Raw genomic sequence first — 18674 nt, 5'->3', positions numbered from 1 at the left:
GGAGGCATGGGCGGGTACGAGGACGTCGCGGACCTCGCCGCCGCCGCGCGGGCGGAGCTGGTCCGGGAGATCGAGCTGAGCGGCGCGTGGGCGGCCGACCCGGTGTGGCGGGAGTCCTTCCGGGCGGTGCCGCGCCACCTGTTCGTGCCGTACTACTACGTCGGCGTCGTCGGCGGCTACGAGCGCCGCTGGGGCGAGCAACCCGACCCCGCCGCCCGCGCCCGCTGGGTGCGCGGGGCGTACGCCGACGCCCCGCTGGCCACCCGGCTGCGCGACGGGGAGCTGCTCTCCTCCAGCAGCCAGCCCTCGCTGATGGCGATGATGCTGGTCGAGCTGGGTGTCGCGGACGGCGACCGGGTCCTGGAGATCGGCGCCGGCACCGGCTACAACGCCGCCCTGCTCGCGCACCGGCTCGGCGACGACGGCCTGGTCACCACGGTCGACCTGGACCCGGAGATCACCGAGTCCGCCGCCCGGCACCTGGCCGCCGCCGGGTACCGTCCGGTGGTCGTCACCGGTGACGGGGCGCGCGGGGTGCCCGAGCGCGCCCCCTTCGACCGGATCATCGCGACCTGCGCGCTGCCGGAGGTGCCGCGCGCCTGGCTCGCCCAGTGCCGGCCGGGCGGCCGGATCCTGACGCCGCTCGCCACCGGCCTGGCCGTCCTCACCGTCCGCGACGCCGGGCACGCGGAGGGGCGGTTCCTGCACACGCCGGCGTACTTCGTGCCGCTGCGGGGCGGGGGGCGCGGCACGCCGGAGCTGCCGGGCCTCGGCGGGGTGCCGCGCCGGGCCCGGGAGAACGACCTCTTCCGCTTCCTGCTGACCCTCTCCCAGGGCACCCTCGACCCCCAGGAGGCGTACGCCCTCTGGCAACGCGAGTCCGCCCCGCCCCGCGAGCGCTACGGCGTCACGGTGCGGGGCGAACGGGCCTGGGCGTGGCTGGACGACCCGGAGGGGCCGTACGCGTGGGCGTTTCCGGCTAACTCCGGCGGACCGTGATCGTCGTCCAGGCGCCGACGTGCACCCGGTCGCCGTCCTGGAGCGGGACCGGTACGAAGGGCTGGATCGGCTCCTCGCCTCCGTTGACCGTCGTGCCGTTGGTCGAGTTCTGGTCCACGACCGCCCAGCCGCCGTCCGGCTGCTCCACCAGCATGGCGTGCTGGTGCGAGACGCCCGGGTCCTCCGGCGGCACCGCCAGGTCGATGTCCGGGGTGTCGCCGGTGGAGTGCCGCCGCCGGCCGATGGTGATCTGGCCGCCGGTCAGCGTGCGCTGCTGCTCGGGCGAGTACGCCGGCAGGTTCAGACCCGCGGCCTCCGGGCCCGACCGGTGCATCATCGCCATGAAGTACTCGCGGTCGGGGCCGATCGTCGCCGTCCAGGTGGCGGGCTGCTGGGCCTGCGGCGGGAAGCCGTAGCCACCGCCGGGGGCCTGGGTGCCGCCGGGCTGGGGGTAGCCGTAGCCGCCGGCCGGGGGCGGCGGGGCCTGCGTACCGCCGGGCTGCGGGTAGCCGTAACCGCCCGCCGGACCGCCGGGGTCGGCGGACGACGGCGGGGAGATCACCCAGTCGTCGTCACCGCCCCCGAAGCCGCCCGGCTGCCGGCCGGTCTCCTGGGGGAACCCGGGCGGGGCCGACGCCCCGGCCGACTGCCGGTACCCCTGTGGACCGGGCGGCGGCGGCACGGGATCGCCCCCGAAGGAGGGCGGCGCCGGCGGACCGGAGGGCCCGCCGAACCCGCGCGGGTCACCGGGACCGGAGGGGCCGTTCGGACCGCCGGGGCCACCAGGGCCCCCGGGGCCGGCGAAGTTGTCCGGGCGGCCGGGGCCACCGGGTCCGCCGAAGCCGTCCGGTCCGCCGGGTCCGCCGGGTCCGCCGAAGCCTCCCGGGCCGCCGGGGCCCGAGGGACCGTTGGGGCCGCCGGCGCCGGACGGGCCACCAGGCCCACCTGGACCGTTCAGGCCACTCGGAGCGGCGGGCCCGCCGGGACCGCCGTAGCCACCCTGCCCGCCGGGGCCGGAGGGGCCGTTGGGGCTACCGGGCCCGGACGGGCCACCAGGCCCACCAGGGCCGCCGAAGCCGCCTGAGCCACCAGGGCGCCCGGAGTCGTCGAAGCCGCCAGGCCCACCGGTCCCGCCAGGTCGACCGGAACCGTCGAAGCCACCGGGGCCACCGGGGTCGGCAGGTCTGCCCGGACCACCGGGCCTACCGAAGTCGCCTTGCCCACCAGGTCCGGAGAAGGTGTCAGGGCCGCCCGTGCCCGACGGACCACCGGGGCCGCCGAAGCCGCCCGGGCCGCCAGGAGCGGAGGTGCCGCCAGGACCACCGGGGCCGGGGAAGCCACCCCGCCCGCCGGGTCCCGAGGGCCCGTTGGGACCGCCGGGCCCGTCGCCGCCGCCGAAGCCACCCGGGCCGCCGAAGTTGCCCGGCCCGCCGGGGCCGGGACCGCCGTGAGTGCCCGGTCCACCAGGGCCTGACGGGGCACCGGGACCGGAGCCACCGGGCCCGCCCGGACCACCGGGACCGCCGAAACCGCCCGGTCCCGAGGGCCCGTCGGGGCCACCCGGTCCGCCGGGTCCGCCGAAGGCGCCGGGTCCGCCAGGACCACCGCGCCCACCCGGCCCCGAGGGCCCGTTGGGACCGCCAGGGCCACCCGGTCCGCTGGATCCACCGAAGGCACCGGGGCCGCCGGGCGCACCAGGACCACCCGGGCCGCCGGGCCCACCGAAGGCACCCTGACCACCAGGCCCACCGGCCGCGCCAGGAGCCCCCGGACCGCCGGAGCCACCGGGACCGCCGGGACCCGCAGAACCCCTCGGCCCGCCGGGGCCACCCGGGCCCCCAGGTCCGCCGAAGCCCCCCGGCCCACCGCCGCCAGGCCCCGCGCCCTGCGGGTCGCCGAACGGCGGGATCGGTTCCGCGGGCCGGTTGACCTGGGACGGGCGGGAGCCCTGGTACTCGTACGTGTCACCCTGCGGGAACCGCGGCGCCGGCGGGCGCGGTGCGGCCGGGGTGTACGACGTCGCCGTGTTGGTCAGGAAGTTCCACCGGCACTCCTCGCAGAACGGCGCACCGCCCTCGCGGGGCGTGCGGCACTGCGGGCAGAGCTGGGGCTCGCCGGCGGGGCCGCCCGGCGGCGGGAAGCCGTAGCCGCCGCCCGGGGCCGGCGGGGGCGGCGGAGGAGGAGGCACGGCACCGGCCATGCGGTGACCGCAGACCTCGCACCAGTCGTCGGAACCCGACTGGTGTCCGTTCGGGCAGGTCGGCATGTCGGAGCTTCCCCCTCTTGCGGAAGTGTCACTTCTTCACACGAACGGTCTTGGTGGACCGGGTTTCGAGAGTCATCTCGTCCGCCTCCGCGACCTTCGCCTTCAGTCGCACAGTACCTTCCGCCGCGTCGACCACGTCCACCACCTTCGCAAGCAGTTTCGCAGTATCCGCGTTCCCCGAAGCGCCCGCGAGTTGCACCGCCCGGCCCAGTTTGGCCGTCGCTCCGTCGAAATCGCCCGCTTTGCGGAGGTCGAGCCCCTGCTGGATGACCTGCGCCAGTTCGGCCTGCCCGGTGTAGTGGGCGACCTGGGGGTTGATGGAGGTGGAGGCGACCATGTCGTCGGTCCAGACCGCCTTCACCAGGCCCGAGGGCCCCAGATTGCGCGTGCCGCCGTCGGGCTCGGGCACGACGAGCGTGACCCGGGCCGCCAGCATCTCCCGCCCCAGGTCAGCGGCCGGGACCTGCACGCACACGTGGTAGTCGCGGGACTCGTCGCCCCAGGACCCGGTCGGGTAGTCCCCGGCACGCGGGCCCGCCTCGGTGCGCCGGCCGGTCAGCTCCTCGACGGTCGGCGCGACCTGCTTGACGAACTTCACCGTGGTGCCCACCGGAGTCCACAGCCGCAGCGCGACGTCCGCGACCTCCTTGCCCATGGCCGTCTCCATCATCCGCGTGAAGTCCGCGGCCAGCCCCAAGGGGTCGGCGACGATGTCGGCGGTGCCGAGCAGAGCGGAGGCGATCCCTGTGACCTCTTTCACCTCCCAGTCGGTGCCCACGCCCCGGGCGTCGCAGGTGAACCGGCCGGCGCAGGAGTCGAGCGCCGCCGTCAGCTCCTCCGCCGACTCGTGCTCGTTGCGGCCGTCGGTGAGCAGGATGCCGTGCCGGATGGCGACGTCCGCGCTGGACAGCAGCCGGTCGGCGAGGCGCAGCCAGGTGCCGATCGCCGTGCCGCCGCCCGCGCTCAGCCGGCGCAGCGCCTGCTTGGCCTGCTCCCGGGTGGTGGCGTCGGCGACCGCGAGCCGCCCGTCGCCCGGGTAGACCTCCTTGGCCACATGGGTGCCGGCGATCACCGCGAAGCGCACGCCGTCGCGCAGGGTGTCGACGGCGGCGGCCGTCGCGTCCCGGGCGTTGCGCATCTTGGTGGGCGGGTAGTCCATCGAGCCCGAGCAGTCGACCATCAGCGCCACCGCCGCGGACGGCGCCCGCCCGGCGGTGTACAGGTGGGGCGCGGTGACCGCGCTCCCCAGGGTGCCGCCGCCGGTCGCGGTGACCGTCACGATGGCGTTCACCTCGCGCCCGCCCTCCGGCAGGTACTCGTTCTGGTAGACGTCCACCGAGAACTGCGGCACGTTCGGCTTCGAGAAATTGGCCATGCCGGATCGCATCCCCCTCCACGACCCCACCGCGGTGGGGGTACGGCTGCTGTGCCGGACCGCCCCCGCGGTCCGCGACGCCTCAGGACATCGACGCCTCAGGCCGATCCTGCCCCCTGCGGCGCCGCCGGGAACGGCAGGAGCGCCACTGTTACGTTGTCGTGGCCCCCGCCGTCCAGCGCGTGGCCGACCAGGACCTGGGCGCCGTGCAGCGGACGCGCGGCGGCGTCCTCGGGGACGACGGCGGCCATCTCGGCCGCGGACTCGGCGTAGTTCCAGAGGCCGTCGGTGCAGACCACGACCACGCCGGGGCGGTCCGGCTTGAACGAGGCGGTGTGCGGCTCCAGTTCGTACGCGTCGGCGCCGAGCCAGCCGGTGATCGCGTGGGCGCGCTCGTCGGCGTACGCCTCAGCCTCGCCCATCAGCCCGGCGGCGACCATCTGCGCGGCCCAGGAGTCGTCCTCGGTCAGCCGGGCCGGGGGAGCGGCGCGGTCCAGCGGCACCCAGTAGACCCGGCTGTCGCCGACCCAGCCGACGACCAGCAGGTCCCCGGTGACCACGGCGCTCACCAGCGTGCAGGCCGGGGCGTTCTGGTGGGCGGCGTGCTCGCGGGCGGTGGCCGGCTCCTCGGCCAGCGCGTTGACGGCCTGCGCGGCGGCGACGATCGCCTCGTGCATGGCCTGCTGCGGGTGCGTGCCGCGCGGCAGGGCCGCGAGCAGCGTGGCGCCGGCCGCGCGGGACGCGGCGAGCGAGGCGTCGTCGGGGCGGGTCGCGGAGGACACGCCGTCGCAGACGACGGCCAGCGTGACGGGGGCGCCGTCGGGCAGCGCGGTGCAGGCGACGGAGAAGGCGTCCTCGTTGCGGTGGTGGCGCAGCCCGCGGTCGCTGATCGCGGCGACCGGGCCCACCTCCCGCTCCATGTGGTCGCGTTCGCGGGGCTGGGCGTGCCCGCAGTTCTCGCAGTAGCCGTCGTCGTCGACCCGGCCGGCCCGGCAGGCCACGCACACCGGGCCGTCCGAGGCGGGCTCCTGCGACACCGGTGCCTGGCGCGGGTCGGGTGCCTGGAGGGCGTAGTCCCCGGCCTGCGGCGCCCGGTCGAAGCGCACACCCGAGTCCGCGGCCTCCCGCGGCGCGGCGGGCAGCGGCGAGCCGCCCGAGTCCGTGCCCGGCACCTCGGCCGGCGTGTGCGCCGGGACGGGACGGCCGGCGCCGTCGGAGTCACGGGCCGCCGGCCAGTCCACCCCCTCCTCCTGCCGCGGAGGAGCCGGCGCGGCGGTCACGGCCGACAGGTCGTACCCGCACGCGCCGCAGAAGCGGTCGCCCGACTCGAGGGGCTCCGCGCAGCTCGGGCACTGGGACACGGCTGCCTGCTGGGGCATCTGCGACATCAACTACACCCACGTTCGGGGGCGGTAACGATTGGCACGTTCCACCAGGTCGATCCTCTCCTCGCCGCCCCGCGCGAGGCGGGCCAGCGTGCGGTACGAACGCTCCAGGCCGAGGCGCAGGTCGCGTTCGTCCAGGCCGCTGCCGAGCAGCGTCCGTCCTCCGGCGGCGGGAGGGACGGAACCCCGGCCCCCGGAGAGTACCCAGTCCAGGGCGCACCCGAGGACCTCGGCCGACAACTGCTCCCGGCGCGCCGGATCAAGGCCGTACCCGTCGAGCGCCTCGACCTGCCGCGAGGCGGCCGTCAGGTCCTCCAGGAAGGCCAGGTCACCGGCGGCGGCGGTGCGCTGCCGCAGCCGCGCCCGTACGGCGGCCACCCGGGCGGCCGTGCAGTGCACCGACGCCTCCGGCACCGACTCGAGCGTGCGTACGGCACCCGCCCGGTCCCCACCCGCCAGCTGCACCCGGGCGAGCCCGAACGCGGCGCTGACATGGCTCGGGTCGGCCGACCACACCAGCCGGTAGTACTCGCCGGCGTTGTCGAGCTGGCCGAGCACCTCCGCGCACAGCCCGAGCGCCAGCTTGGGCGCGATCTCGCCCGGGAAGGCGTCGTAGACGGCGTCGAAGGCGAGGGCCGCGCCCTCGTGGTCGCCGGTCACCAGGGCGGCCAGGCCCCGGTACCAGACCACCCGCCAGTCCTCGGGCCGCTCGGCCTCCAGACGGCCGAGGGCCTCCAACGCGCCCGCCGCGTCGCCCAGTTCGAGCCGCGCCCGGAACTGCCGCAGCCGCGTCTCCGCCGACGGCACCGGCGCGGCGTCCAGGGCGGCGAGCAGCTCACCCGGCGCGGAGGCCACCAGGCCCGCGAGGAACCCGGCGTTGGGGTCGGCCGGGTCGACCCGGGGCACGGGCAGCGCGAGGGCGCCGGCCGGCGCGTCGGCGGCCTTGACCAGGCCCAGGCCCCCGCCCGCCAGGACACCCCCGGCGAAGGCGGCACCCGGCCCGGGCGCGACGCCCCCGGTCACCGCGCCGCCGGGCGGCAGGGCGACGGGAGCGGGACCGCCCGGCGCCACGGCCTGTGCCGGCACCGGAACCCCCCGCCGGCCCCGGCGCACCGCGCGCACCCCGAGCCGGGAGACCTCCCCGTCGAGCCGCGGGAACAGCTCCGTGTCCGTGACCCGCACCTCCGGGCCGAACAGCGTGGACAGCGCGGGCCTGGCCCGCCCTGTCTGCAGCGAGACCACCTCGCGCAGCACGCCGGTCAGCTGCTCCGCCATCTCCTGCGCGGAGCCGAACCGGCGGTCCGGGTCGGGGTCGGTGGCCCGGACGAGGAGCCGGTAGAAGGACTCGTACTGCCGGAACACCTCTATGGTGTCCGGGTCGGGCAGCGAGTCGGCGTAGACGGTGGTGTAGCCCTGGAAGTCGAAGGTGAGCACGGCAAGGGTGCGGCCGACCGTGTACAGGTCGGAGGCGACCGACGGGCCGGCCTCGGCGACCTCGGGCGCCTGGTAGCCCACCGTGCCGTAGATGGCCGACTCCTCGTCGTCCATCCGCCGCACCGCGCCCATGTCGATGAGCTTGAGCTGGTCCTCGGTCTGGATGGCGTTGTCGACCTTGAAGTCGCAGTACAGCAGCTTGCGGCTGTGCAGGTGCCCGAGCGCCTCCAGGGCCTCGATGCCGTAGGCGCACGCCTGCTCCACCGGCAGCGGGTCGCGCCGGCCCTCCCGGGTGCGGCGGGCGTTGGCGATCTCCTTCAGGGACTTGCCGCCGACGTACTCCATGACGATGTAGCCGTCCAGGGAGCCGGTGCGCCGGTCCAGGTGCTCCACGAAGTTGTAGATCCGCACGATGCCCGCGTGCTCGATCTCCGCCAGGAAGCGCCGCTCGGAGATGGCCGCCGCCATCGCGTCCTGGTCGCCGGTGTCGAGCAGCCCCTTGAGGACCACCCAGCGCCCGGAGACCGGCCGGTCTATGGCGAGGTAGATCCAGCCGAGCCCGCCGTGCGCCAGGCAGCCCACCACCTCGTACTGCCCGTACACCACGTCCCCGGCCTTCAGCTTCGGCACGAAGGAGTACGGGTGGCCGCACTTGGTGCAGAAGCCCTCCGTGCGGCCCGGCCGCTCCCCGCGCGCCCGGCCGACCGGCGCCCCGCAGTCCGAGCGGGAGCAGAACCGCTTGCGCTCGGGCACCTCGGGGTTGTCCAGGACCATCGCGCGCGGGTCGGGGCGCGGGATCGCCGGCACCTCGACCAGGCCGGCCCCGAGCCGCCCGCGCGCCGAGGCGCCGGCCGACGTGCCCGAGCTGCGCACCGACACCGAGCGGCTGGTGGCGCGCCCCGACACCGAGCGCGACAGCCGGCCCGACACCGAGCGCCGGGACTTCGACGACTGCGAGGACGTACGCGAACTGCGCCCCGAGCGGGCGCTGGTGCCGCTGCCGCCGGAGCCGTGCGAACCCCGTGATCCGCGCGAGCCCCGCCCGCCGCGGGTGACCCCGGTCGGCTCCGAGCCCACCGCGCCCGACTGCGACACGACCGGCGCCAGGCCGCAGGTGTCGCAGTACAGCTCCCCGCCGCCCATGTCCTCGTACGTGCCGTCGCAGCCGGGACGCTGGCACGTCCGCTCCGCCTCGCTCATGCCGCTTCCCCGTCCTCGTTCACGCCCCCGGCCCCCTCCGGTCCGCCGGACCGCCGGGTCCGGAGCCGAGCAGGTCGGCCGCCGCGTGCTGGTAGCGCAGCACCGCCTGCTCCGCGACGCGCAGGTCGCAGGGGGCGCTCCACAGCATGCGGCGGGCCTTCTCGTACTTCTCGGTCAGCTCCGGGTCCTCCGCGTACCCGAGCCGGGCCACCTTCGCCTTGTACGCGTCGAGCCGGCCGCGCAGCTCGGCGCGGACCGCGAGCGGCGCGGTGACCGCGCTCAGCGACTCGCGGGCCCGCAGCAGCTCGTCCTCGGCCTTCTCCTCCAGCGACTCCAGGAGCGGCGAGAGCCGGTGCCACTGGGCGTGCCTGCGGTACTCGGCGGCGGCCGCGAGCTGCTCCTGGAGCGCGGTCGGCGGGCCGCTGACCTTCGGCACCTCCGTCGCGGCGATCTTCGCGAGCACCTCGCCGCGCGCCGTGCGGGCCTCGGCCAGGGTGCGGTCGGCGCGCGAGAGCACGTCGCGGAGGCGCACGATGCGCTGCTCGGCGTCCTGGCGCACCGCGAGGACCGCGTCGATCTCGCGCCGCACCTCCTCCAGGGCCCGCGCCTCCCGGTCGTAGACGGCGGTGTCGGGCCGGCCTCCGCCCGGCGCCGAACTGCCCTCCGCGGGCAGCCAGAAGGCCAGCGGGTCGGAGACCACCCGCTCGCGCAGCTCGGTCAGGGACCGGGTGATGCCCTCCAGGTCGTCGCCGGAAGGGTGCTCGCCGGGGCGGACGCCCACGGAGTGCGCGAGGCGCCGGGTGCGGTGCAGTTCGGCGGCGAGCAGGTCTATCCGGGCGGGCAGCGCCGACCAGACCGCGTCGGCGGCGACCACCATGTCGAGCGAGCCGGCGTACAGCTCGTTCATCCGCTCCACCAGCGCCGCCAGCGAGTACGTCTCGCTGAGCCGGCCGCCCTCGCCGGGCAGGGTGACCGCCTCGCCGCGCAGCAGCTCGGTCAGCTCGGCCAGGTCCTCGCGGCTGGACCAGCGGCGCCGGGACCGGATCTCCCGGGCCGAGCGGAGCGCGTCCGCGTAGGCGTCGAAGCAGGTCCACAGCTGCGTGATCGACGCCTCGGTGACGCCCCAGCGTCCGGCGGTGACACCGGTCAGCTCGGCGCCTTCGAGGAGCCGGCGGCCCGCGTGGTCCTGGAGGGCGAGCAGCGAGGTCTCGATGGCCTCGTGCTCCGCGCCGAGCCGCGCCAGCGCACGGTCCACCTCGTCCCGGTCAAGGACCGGCCCGGCGGGTCCCGGGTCGCCCATCGATCACCTCTCGCGTCAGCGGACTTCGGTCAACTCGTGCGGTGTACTTGTGCGGTGTACTCGTGCGGTCAGCTCTTGCGCAGGTACTCCGGGGCCGGTGGGCGCGACGGCGCGGCGTCCGCGCCCAGGGTGGCGGACAGCCAGCGGTCGTACGACGCCTGCCAGCCGTCGGAGCGGTCGGCGCGGTACGCCACCAGGATCTTGTTGACCCGGCGGACCAGGTCGCCGGCGTCCTTCTTCATCGCGACGCCGTAGTACTCGGTGGTGAAGGGGTCGCCCTTCAGCTGCACCGTGGGGTCCTGCGCGGCCTGGCTGGCGGCCAGCGCGCCGTCGGTGACCACCGCGTCCACCTCCCCGAGCTGGAGCCGCACCAGGCAGTCCAGCTGGTTGGGCACGGTGGTGCGCAGGTCGGTGGTGGCGGGCAGCTTGCCGTCCGCGCGGTCCTGCTCCAGGGTGCTGAAGGCGGTGGAGCCGGTGGCCGTGCAGATCCGGCGTCCGGCGAGGGTGCCGTCGTACCCCGTGACCGGGGAGTCCTTCGGCGCCAGCACCTGCTGCCCGGTGCGGAAGTAGGGCGCGGAGAAGGCGACGTCGGCGAGCCGGTCGCAGTTGATGGTCATGGTGCGCACCACCATGTCGACCCGGCCGTCCTGGACGGCCGGGATGCGCTGGTCGGTGGGGATCGCCTTGAACTGCACGGCGTCCGGGTCGCCGAGGAGGTCGTCGGCGATCCGGTGCACCAGGTCGATGTCGAAGCCCTCCAGCTCGGCGGCGCCGGCGCTGTTGGGGTCGCGGTAGCCCCAGCGGTAGCTGTTCTGGTCGACGCCGACGACCAGCTTGCGCTTCTCGCCCTGGCGGGCGCGGATCGCCTCGATGGTGGGCCCGTTGCCGGCGGAGGGAGCCAGGGTCTGCTTCTCCGGGTCCCGGCACTCCTCGTCGGCGCGGACCTGGCTGCCGTGCGCGAGCGCGGTCCCCGCCGTGGCGGCGCCGTCCGCGCCGTGCGACCGGAGCGCCGGCAGGAGCAGGGCGAACAGCACCGCGAGCGCGCAGGCGACCGCCATCGCGCCGACCCCGCCCCAGCCGCGCAGGCCGGCCCGGGGCCCCCGGGCCCGCATCCGCACGCCTCGTCCCGCCACGGCGGTTCCTTCCCGTCCCGACTCCCGCGCTCTGGGCGCCTGTTGCCCGCTCACCGGTACTCCGACAGCCGGCGGCCGACGCCGAGCAGCGCGGCGGCGGCGCCGAGGACGGCGAGGACGGCGGCGCCCGCCGGCAGGCCGTCCATCGCGTCCTTGCCGTCGCCCGCCGCCTGCTCGAACTCGGCCTCTTCATGCTTCAGGGCGGTGGCCAGGGAGGCGTCGACGTTGTCGAAGCACTCCTCGGTGGCGCCCTTGCCGCCGATCACCATCTGCAGCGCCTGCTGGTAGTTGCCGTTCTCGTCCTGCGCACGGGCGGAGGTGTGGCGCCTCTTCCACTCCGCCATGCCGTCCCCGGCCTTCGCGACCGGCGCCCGCCCGGCGTCGTCGTCGGCGAGTTCCCGCGCCTGGGCGAGTCCGGCGTTGAGGGCCCCCATGTTCTTCCCGAAGTCGAAGTCGTAGGCGTCGTACGTCTCTTCGCCCACCTTCTTCGTCTCCGCGCCGCGGGCCACCAGGGTGAGGTTCTCGTTGCCGCGGGCCTTGAGGGAGGCGATACGGGCCTCGTGCAGCGCGTTCAGGGAGCGTACGCCGTGGTCGTAGGAGTCGCCCAGCCCGGAGCGCGCGAGGGTGTGGCCGACGACGAGCCAGAGCAGTACGACGAGGGTGGCGGCGCTCGCGCCGACCAGGCCGTGGTTGAGGACGCGGTGGGTGCGCCGGTAGGTGCGGACCTGCGCCCAGCCGAGGGCGGCGAGCGCGAGGAGGCCGAGGACGAGGGCGGCCCAGGGGTAGGGCTCGGCGTCGCCGTAGTCGTCGTCGAGGCGCCGGTTCTCCCGCTGGTACAGGTCCTCGGCGGCCGGGAGCATCTCCTGCTGCATCTTCTCGTTGGCGTAGCGCAGGTAGGCGCCGCCGACCGGGAAGCCCTGGCGGTTGTAGGTGCGGGCGCGCTCGATGAGGCCCTTGTACTCCGGGAGCAGCCGGGACAGTTCGGTCACGGTCGCCTGGGACGGCGAGTCCGGGTCGGAGTTGGCGGCGGCGGTCACCAGCCCCTCGGCGGCGGTGCGGATCCCCTTCTCGTACCGCGTCCGCGACGCCTCCGTCTCCTGCCCGCCGGCCAGGAACCCGCTGGAGGCGGCGGTGTTGGCGTCGGCGAGGGAGCGGTAGATGTCGGCGGCGTCGGAGCTGAGGGGCTGGCTGCGGGTCAGCACGTCGTCGGCCGCGGCGGCGCGTTCGCTCATCTGCCAGGCGGTGACGGCGCCGAACGCGACGACGAGGAGGGCGAGCAGGGCGCCGATGACGCGCAGTCGGCCGGGTTCGGTGGTGGCGGCGGCCCGCAGCCGGTCGACGCCCTCGGCGAAGGCGGTGCGGCGGTGTTGGGCGGGGGGTGGTGCCGGTTCGCGCTGCTCGCCCGTGCGCTGGGCGGGCAGCGTCGTCGGCGGCGCCGGCGCCGTGCCGCTCCTCGGCGGTTGAGCCACTGCCGACCTCCCCCTGGTCATCCGTCGCGCCCAGTATCCCTGCCGGAGCCCACGCCCGCACCGCCCTTGCCCGATCTTGATCCACCCCTGCCCATGAACACGTCCCGCGGGGCGGGCCGGTTCCCTTCCGGCGAGGGGGCGGGTGCACGCACCCAAGGGGTACGGGGCGGTGTCGATCACAACTGGCGTGACTGCACGCCCTCGGGGGCGCGGGGCGGTGTCGCTGACAACTGGCGTGACTGCACGCCCTCAGGGGCGCGGGGCGGTGTCGATGACAGTTGGCGTGACTGCACGCCCTTAGGGGCGCGGGGAACTGCGCGACCAGCCACGACGCGCCCGCACCCGGCATCATGGCGCAACCCGGCACTACGGGGGGCGTGGCGCAGCCCGGCGCTGCGGGGTGCCGCTGCGCCCACCCGTGCCGCCCCAGCGGCACGACTGCCCGCAGCTACGCGGGAGGGGTGGGCGGGTGCGGCGCGGCTGCCCGCAGCTAGGCGGGCGGGGCTGCAACACGCCTCAGGGGCGCGGGGAACTGCGCGGTCGGCCACGACGGGCCGTCGGTCGAGTGCGGGCCCTACTTCGTCGTGCTCGGCCCCGTGGCCGGCGGTAGCAGGGGCGAGGCCGCCACCGACTGGGGAGACGCGCTGTTCGCGTACGCGGACGGCGCCGCCACCCCCGCCGCCGGGTCGGGGGCCGGCGTCTCGTCGAGCGGGATCGTCGCACCCCCGACGATCGGGATGTCCGCCGCGACGAACGCCCGCTTGATCCGCCACCGCAGCTCCCGCTCCACGGTCAGCGACTTCCCCGGCATCGTCTTCGCCGAGACCCGCACCACCATCGAGTCGAGCAGCACCGAATCCAGCCCGAGCACCTCGATCGGACCCCACAGCATCTCGTTCCACGGCTCTTCCTTGCTGAGCCGCTCGGAGACCGCGTCCAGCGTCTCCTTCACCTTGTCCAGGTCCTCGTCCGCCCGCACGGTCACGTCCACCCCGGCCGTCGACCAGCCCTGCGAGAGGTTCCCGATCCGCTTGACCTCGCCGTTGCGGACGTACCAGATCTCCCCGCTGTCCCCGCGCAGCTTCGTCACCCGCAGCCCGACCTCGATGACCTCGCCCGAGGCCACCCCCGCGTCGATGCTGTCCCCGACCCCGTACTGGTCCTCCAGGATCATGAACACCCCGGACAGGAAGTCGGTGACCAGGTTCCGGGCCCCGAAGCCGATCGCCACGCCCGCCACCCCCGCGGACGCCAGCAGCGGGGCGAGGTTGATCTGGAAGGTGCCCAGCACCATCAGGGCCCCGGTCCCGAGGATCAGGAAGCTGGCCACCGACCGCAGCACGGACCCGATGGCCTGCGAACGCTGCCGCCGGCGCTCCGCGTTGACGAGCAGCCCGCCCAGCGCCGTGCCGTCCACGGCCCCGCCGGTACGGCTCATCCGGTCGATCAGCTTGGTGATCGCCCGCCGCACCAGCACCCGCAGCACCGCCGCTATGAGCAGGATCAGCACCACGCGCAGCCCGATGGCCAGCCACGTCGACCAGTTCTGCTCCACCCAGCTCGCCGCGTTGGTCGCGTGCTCCTGGGCGTCCTGGAGCGAGGGCACCGCGGGACCCGTCGGGGACGGCGACGGCGACGGCACGGGACCGGCGGACGCGGGTGCGGCGGCGGACGGGGACGACACGGCGGATACCTCCAGGTGCGGCGGCCCGTCCCCACGCGCGGCGCGACGGCCGGGGGGTCACGGGACGCGGGCGTCGCCGGACGGGCGGAACCACCACACTAACGGGGCACCCGCACCCGATCGGCGCGAACGCCGCGCCCGGGCCCCCGCCACCCGCGCCGCGACTGGTCAGCGTCGGGCACGGGCGGCCGATGTGGTCGAAAACACTCCCGGCCCGTTACGCGGACATGGTGGCGCTTCCTCGGGCCATGAGGGGAGACTGAGGACGGATCGTCCCGGCGCGAGCCACGCGCCGCCGGCGTACAAGGAGGCCTCCGTGCCGCATGTCCTGGTCCTCAACGCGTCGTACGAGCCGCTCGGCGTCGTACCGCTCCGCCGCGCGCTGGTCCTCGTCCTCGAGAACAAGGCCGTCTGCCTCGAGGAGACCGGTGCCCTACTGCACAGCGCGACCGTCACCGTGCCCGCACCCAGCGTGGTCCGGCTCAAGCGATTCGTGCGGGTGCCGTACCGCGGCCCCGTCCCCCTGACCCGGCGGGCGCTCTTCGCCCGCGACGGCGGCCGCTGCATGTACTGCGGCGGGGTCGCCACCAGCGTCGACCACGTCGTGCCGCGCAGCCGCGGCGGCCAGCACGTCTGGGACAACGTGGTCGCCTCCTGCCGCCGCTGCAACCACGTCAAGGCCGACCGCCACCTCGGCGAGATCGGCTGGCGCCTGCGCCACAAGCCGGCCCCGCCCACCGGCCTCGCCTGGCGGATCATCGGCACCGGCCACCGCGACCCGCGGTGGCTGCCCTACCTCCAGCCGTACGGCGCCCAGGACGCGCTGGAGCGGATCGACGGGGTGTCGGCCTGACCGCCGCGCCGGCCGGCGCCCGGTGTGAACAGGGCCACGTAATCCCGCCCGACGCGTCTGTCCGCGCGCCGACTGGGTAGGGCTGCCGTGACGCGTCGAGCGCGCGTCGCCCGCACGCCCTACCGAAGGAGGCACCCGTGGCCATGACGGCACCCCTGCTGCTGCCCGCCCAGTCCAAACGTCCGGCGGACCCGTCCGGACCCCGGGCGGCGGTGTCCGCCGTACCCGAGACCCCGCACTACATCGTCTTCAAGGCCGGCGGCGCGACCGCCGAGGCCCCGCTCACCAGCGAGCCGCCGCTGCCCGACACCGAGCCGCTGACCAGCGAGTCCCCGTTCGCCGACGCCGTGCCGCTGACCAGCGAGTCCTCGCCCGAGCTGACGGCCGACGTGCCCGAGCAGGGCGGCCCCTCCTTCGCCGTACCCGACCCGGAACCGACGAGGTAGGTCGTAGATGACCGCAGCCCGGCCGGCCGAGCCGCCCACCGAGGCACTGCCCGAGGACCTGACCCGGCTCGCCGCCCTGCACGGCGTCGCCACCGCCTACCGCCCCTCCCCGGACCGGCAGGTCCCCGCCTCGGCCACCGCCGTGGTCCGCGCCCTGGCCGCCCTCGGCGTCGACGCGGGCGACCCGGAGGCCGTACGGAGCGCCCTGGCCGCCCGCGAGGCCGAGCTGCGCGCCCGTCTGCTGCCGCCCACGGTCGTCCAGTGGAGCGGCGGCGACCCGCCGGCCGCCCTGGCCGCGCTGCCCGTCGGCACCCGGCTGACGATCGAGACCGAGCAGGGCGAGACCCGGTCCGCCCCCGAAGGCCTCCCGCCCGGCGTGCACCGGCTCACCGCCACCGCGCCCGACGGCCGCGCCGCCGAGGCCCACCTCGTGGTCGCCCCGCGCCGGCTGCCCACCCCCGCCGCCCGCTCCTACGGCCTCCTCGTCCAGCTCTACTCCCTGCTCTCCCGCCGCTCCTGGGGCATGGGCGACCTCGGCGACCTCGGTGAGCTGGCCGACTGGGCGGGCCGCACGCTCGGCGCCGGGTTCGTGCAGGTCAACCCGTTGCACGCGGCCGTGCCCGGCACCCCGACCGACCCCTCCCCGTACCGCCCCTCCTCGCGCCGCTTCCCCGACCCCGTGCACCTGCGGATCGAGGACGTGCCCGAGTACGCCTACACCCAGGACCGCGAGCGCCTCGCGCCCCTCCTGGAGCGGGGCGCGCGGCTGCGCGCCGACGTCCTGGAGCGGGACGCGCTGATCGACCGGGACGCCGTCTGGGAGGCCAAGCGCGCGGCCCTGGAGGTGCTGCACGAACTGCCCCTCCAGCCCGGCCGCGCCGCCGCCTACCGCGACTACCTCGCCGAGCAGGGCGCCCCCCTCACCGACCACGCCACCTGGTGCGCGCTCGCCGAGGTGCACGGCTCCGACTGGCGGCTGTGGCCCGAGGGCCTGCGCGACCCCCGCTCCGCCGAGACCGCCCGGGCCCGCGCCGAGCTGGCCGCGCGGATCGACTTCCACGCCCGGCTCGCCTGGCTCACCGACACCCAGCTCGCCGCCGCCCAGCGCGCCGCGCGCGCCGCCGGCATGCCGGTCGGCCTGGTGCACGACCTCGCGGTGGGCGTGCACCCGCAGGGCGCCGACGCCTGGGCGCAGCAGGAGTACTTCGCCGCCGGCATCTCGGTGGGCGCGCCCCCCGACGCCTTCAACGCCCTCGGCCAGGACTGGGGCCTGCCGCCCTGGCGCCCGGACCGCCTCGCCGAGTCGGGGTACGCGCCCTTCCGGCGGCTGCTGCGCGCCCTCTTCCACTACGCCGGGGCGCTGCGCATCGACCACGTCATGGGCCTGTTCCGGCTCTGGTGGGTCCCCGAGGGCCATCCGCCCACCGAGGGCACCTACGTCCACTACGACGCCGACGCGATGCTCGCGGTCCTCGTCCTGGAGGCGTCCCGGGCCGGCGCCCTGGTGATCGGCGAGGACCTCGGCACCGTCGAGCCCGGCGTGCGCGAGGCGCTGCGCGAGCGCGGGGTGCTCGGCACCTCGGTGCTGTGGTTCGAACGGGACTGGACCGGCGACGGCGCCCCGCTGCCGCCCGAGCGCTGGCGCGCCGACTGCCTGGCCACCGCCACCACCCACGACCTGCCCTCCACCGCGGCCCGCCTCACCGGCGAGCACGTCACCCTGCGGGACAGCCTCGGGCTGCTCACCCGCCCGCTGGACGTCGAGCGGGCGGAGGCGGCGGCGGACACGAAGGAGTGGCTGGCGTTCCTGGACCGCCTCGGCCTGCTCGCGGCACCGGACCACCCCGCCGGCACCGCCGAGCAGGCGGAGGAGGCCGAGATCCAGGCCGTCCACCGCTTCCTGCTGCGCACCCCCGCCCGGCTGACCGGCATCTGGCTCCCCGACACCGTCGGCGACCGCCGCCCGCAGAACCTCCCCGGCACCTGGGACCAGTACCCGAACTGGCGCCTGCCCATCGCCGACGCCCGGGGCCGGCCCGTCACCCTGGAGGAGCTGGCCGCCGCACCCCGGGTGCGGGCCCTGATCGACGCCGTGCGCACCGGCCCGCCGGCCTGACCGGCGCCCGCCCGGGGTCCCGTACGGCACCCCGGGCGCGCGCCCGCTCCGGGCGTTCGCTAACTTGGCACCGTGGACAAGAAGAACGCCCTGCGCGCCGGCGCCCTGGCAGCCGGTACGACGCTGATGATGCTGCTCATGACGTCCCCGGCGCTCGCGCTGACCCGCGACGACGGCGACGACCCCGGCACGGGCCTGAGCGTCGTCCAGACGCTGGGCCTCTACGTCCTCATCCCGCTCGCCGCCTTCGCGGCCATCGCGGGCCTGGTCCTGGTCCTGGACCGCTCCCAGGAGAAGCACCGGGTGACCTCCCGCAACGTGAACGTCAAGCCCGAGGCCGACGCCAAGGTCTGACGGCACCTCCGCCCAGCGCTCCACCCGAGGGCGCCGGCTCCCGCACCCGTACGGTGCGGGAGCCGGCGCCCTCGTCGTGTTTCTCAGGGGTGTGGCGCGGTGAGGTAGCGCTGGAGCGTGGGTGCGAGCCAGGCCACGATCTCCTCGCGGGGGAGCGACACGGCCGGTGGGAAGCCGATGACGTACCGGGTGAGCGCCAGCCCCAGGAGCTGGGTGGCGGCGAGCGCCGCCCGGGTGGCGGACTGCTCCGGATCGGGGCACACCTGCCGGGCGATCGGCAGCAGTTGGTCGCGGAAGACGCCCCGCATCCGCTCGGCCCCGGCCTGGCCGGTGACCCCGACCCGGAGCAGGGCCGTCAGCGCCTCGTTCCCCTCCCACAGGGAGAGGAAGTGCGTCACCACGGCCCGCCCGATGTCGTCGCGCGGCAGGGCGGAGAGGTCGGGCAGCGCCAGGTCCACGGCGACGGCCGCCGCGAAGAGGCCCTCCTTCGAGCCGAAGTACCGCATCACCATCGACGGGTCGATGGCGGCGTCCCGGGCGACGGCGCGGATGGTGGCGCGGTCGTACCCGTCGGCGGCGAACCGCTCGCGGGCGGCGCGGAGGATCGCGGCGCGGGTGGCGTCGGAGCGGCGGGGGCCGTCCTGGTGTCGTGCTGGCATG

General features: G+C 76.0%; 14 protein-coding genes. 5 read left to right on the top strand and 9 right to left on the bottom strand.

What is annotated here, in order from left to right:
• Positions 1–6: 6 nt before the first annotated feature.
• A complete protein-coding gene (locus ACGFZL_RS02645; protein WP_393688519.1) occupies positions 7–999 on the top strand; it encodes a methyltransferase domain-containing protein in 993 nt (330 codons plus the stop codon).
• On the opposite strand, the gene ACGFZL_RS02640 is transcribed toward ACGFZL_RS02645, so the two are convergent.
• The 8 genes from ACGFZL_RS02640 to ACGFZL_RS02605 all read right to left on the bottom strand — a co-directional run bounded on the left by ACGFZL_RS02640 (position 980) and on the right by ACGFZL_RS02605 (position 14245).
• Positions 980–3265: an FHA domain-containing protein gene (locus ACGFZL_RS02640; protein WP_393688517.1), complete on the bottom strand. Its 2286-nt coding sequence runs from the start codon at positions 3263–3265 to the stop codon at positions 980–982. The genes ACGFZL_RS02645 and ACGFZL_RS02640 overlap by 20 nt on opposite strands.
• 28 nt (positions 3266–3293) lie before the next feature.
• The gene (locus ACGFZL_RS02635; protein ID WP_393688515.1) at positions 3294–4640 is read right to left on the bottom strand and encodes a VWA domain-containing protein; all 1347 of its coding nucleotides are present in this window, start codon (positions 4638–4640) and stop codon (positions 3294–3296) included.
• A gap of 98 nt (positions 4641–4738) precedes the next feature.
• A complete protein-coding gene (locus tag ACGFZL_RS02630; protein WP_393688513.1) occupies positions 4739–6028 on the bottom strand; it encodes a PP2C family serine/threonine-protein phosphatase in 1290 nt (429 codons plus the stop codon).
• A 3-nt stretch (positions 6029–6031) separates the two neighbouring features.
• The gene (locus tag ACGFZL_RS02625; protein WP_393688511.1) at positions 6032–8659 is read right to left on the bottom strand and encodes a tetratricopeptide repeat protein; all 2628 of its coding nucleotides are present in this window, start codon (positions 8657–8659) and stop codon (positions 6032–6034) included.
• A gap of 19 nt (positions 8660–8678) precedes the next feature.
• Positions 8679–9959 carry a hypothetical protein gene (locus ACGFZL_RS02620; protein WP_355165904.1) on the bottom strand — a complete coding sequence of 427 codons (1281 nt, stop codon included), beginning with the start codon at positions 9957–9959 and terminating at the stop codon, positions 8679–8681.
• A gap of 68 nt (positions 9960–10027) precedes the next feature.
• Positions 10028–11071, bottom strand: a complete 1044-nt coding sequence (locus ACGFZL_RS02615; protein WP_393688671.1) for a glutamate ABC transporter substrate-binding protein — start codon at positions 11069–11071, stop codon at positions 10028–10030.
• Positions 11072–11142: 71 nt separating this feature from the next.
• Positions 11143–12561 carry a hypothetical protein gene (locus ACGFZL_RS02610; RefSeq protein ID WP_393688509.1) on the bottom strand — a complete coding sequence of 473 codons (1419 nt, stop codon included), beginning with the start codon at positions 12559–12561 and terminating at the stop codon, positions 11143–11145.
• Between the two features lie 574 nt (positions 12562–13135).
• Positions 13136–14245: a mechanosensitive ion channel family protein gene (locus tag ACGFZL_RS02605; RefSeq protein WP_393688507.1), complete on the bottom strand. Its 1110-nt coding sequence runs from the start codon at positions 14243–14245 to the stop codon at positions 13136–13138.
• 316 nt (positions 14246–14561) lie between these two features.
• On the opposite strand from ACGFZL_RS02605, the gene ACGFZL_RS02600 reads away from it, so the two are divergent.
• From ACGFZL_RS02600 to ACGFZL_RS02585, 4 genes are all read left to right on the top strand, one after another.
• Positions 14562–15098, top strand: coding sequence for an HNH endonuclease (locus ACGFZL_RS02600; RefSeq protein ID WP_393688505.1), 537 nt, complete (start codon positions 14562–14564; stop codon positions 15096–15098).
• A 137-nt stretch (positions 15099–15235) separates the two neighbouring features.
• On the top strand, positions 15236–15544 hold the full coding sequence (locus ACGFZL_RS02595; RefSeq protein WP_393688503.1) for a hypothetical protein: 309 nt from the start codon (positions 15236–15238) through the stop codon (positions 15542–15544).
• Between the two features lie 7 nt (positions 15545–15551).
• Complete coding sequence (gene malQ, locus ACGFZL_RS02590; RefSeq protein WP_355165912.1) at positions 15552–17660, top strand: 4-alpha-glucanotransferase; 2109 nt, start codon at positions 15552–15554, stop codon at positions 17658–17660.
• A gap of 72 nt (positions 17661–17732) precedes the next feature.
• A complete protein-coding gene (locus ACGFZL_RS02585) occupies positions 17733–18014 on the top strand; it encodes a hypothetical protein (protein WP_355165914.1) in 282 nt (93 codons plus the stop codon).
• An 83-nt stretch (positions 18015–18097) separates the two neighbouring features.
• On the opposite strand, the gene ACGFZL_RS02580 is transcribed toward ACGFZL_RS02585, so the two are convergent.
• Positions 18098–18673, bottom strand: coding sequence for a TetR family transcriptional regulator (locus ACGFZL_RS02580; protein WP_393688500.1), 576 nt, complete (start codon positions 18671–18673; stop codon positions 18098–18100).
• Between the last annotated feature and the right edge of the window lies 1 nt (position 18674).

Origin of the sequence: Streptomyces sp. NPDC048182 (genome assembly GCF_043202555.1) — a bacterium.
Classification (GTDB): domain Bacteria; phylum Actinomycetota; class Actinomycetes; order Streptomycetales; family Streptomycetaceae; genus Streptomyces.
The sequence above is the reverse complement of the archived record's forward strand: the minus strand, read 5'-3'. Positions and strand labels throughout refer to the sequence as shown.

What these genes read in the sequence shown, in the direction of transcription:
- ACGFZL_RS02635 (WP_393688515.1), bottom strand. Translation starts at nt 4,640, where the DNA reads ATGGCCAATTTCTCGAAGCCGAACGTGCCGCAGTTCTCGGTGGACGTC.
- ACGFZL_RS02645 (WP_393688519.1), top strand. Translation starts at nt 7, where the DNA reads ATGGGCGGGTACGAGGACGTCGCGGACCTCGCCGCCGCCGCGCGGGCG.
- ACGFZL_RS02620 (WP_355165904.1), bottom strand. Translation starts at nt 9,959, where the DNA reads ATGGGCGACCCGGGACCCGCCGGGCCGGTCCTTGACCGGGACGAGGTG.
- ACGFZL_RS02630 (WP_393688513.1), bottom strand. Translation starts at nt 6,028, where the DNA reads ATGTCGCAGATGCCCCAGCAGGCAGCCGTGTCCCAGTGCCCGAGCTGC.
- ACGFZL_RS02615 (WP_393688671.1), bottom strand. Translation starts at nt 11,071, where the DNA reads ATGCGGGCCCGGGGGCCCCGGGCCGGCCTGCGCGGCTGGGGCGGGGTC.
- ACGFZL_RS02640 (WP_393688517.1), bottom strand. Translation starts at nt 3,265, where the DNA reads ATGCCGACCTGCCCGAACGGACACCAGTCGGGTTCCGACGACTGGTGC.
- ACGFZL_RS02580 (WP_393688500.1), bottom strand. Translation starts at nt 18,673, where the DNA reads ATGCCAGCACGACACCAGGACGGCCCCCGCCGCTCCGACGCCACCCGC.
- malQ (WP_355165912.1), top strand. Translation starts at nt 15,552, where the DNA reads ATGACCGCAGCCCGGCCGGCCGAGCCGCCCACCGAGGCACTGCCCGAG.
- ACGFZL_RS02625 (WP_393688511.1), bottom strand. Translation starts at nt 8,659, where the DNA reads ATGAGCGAGGCGGAGCGGACGTGCCAGCGTCCCGGCTGCGACGGCACG.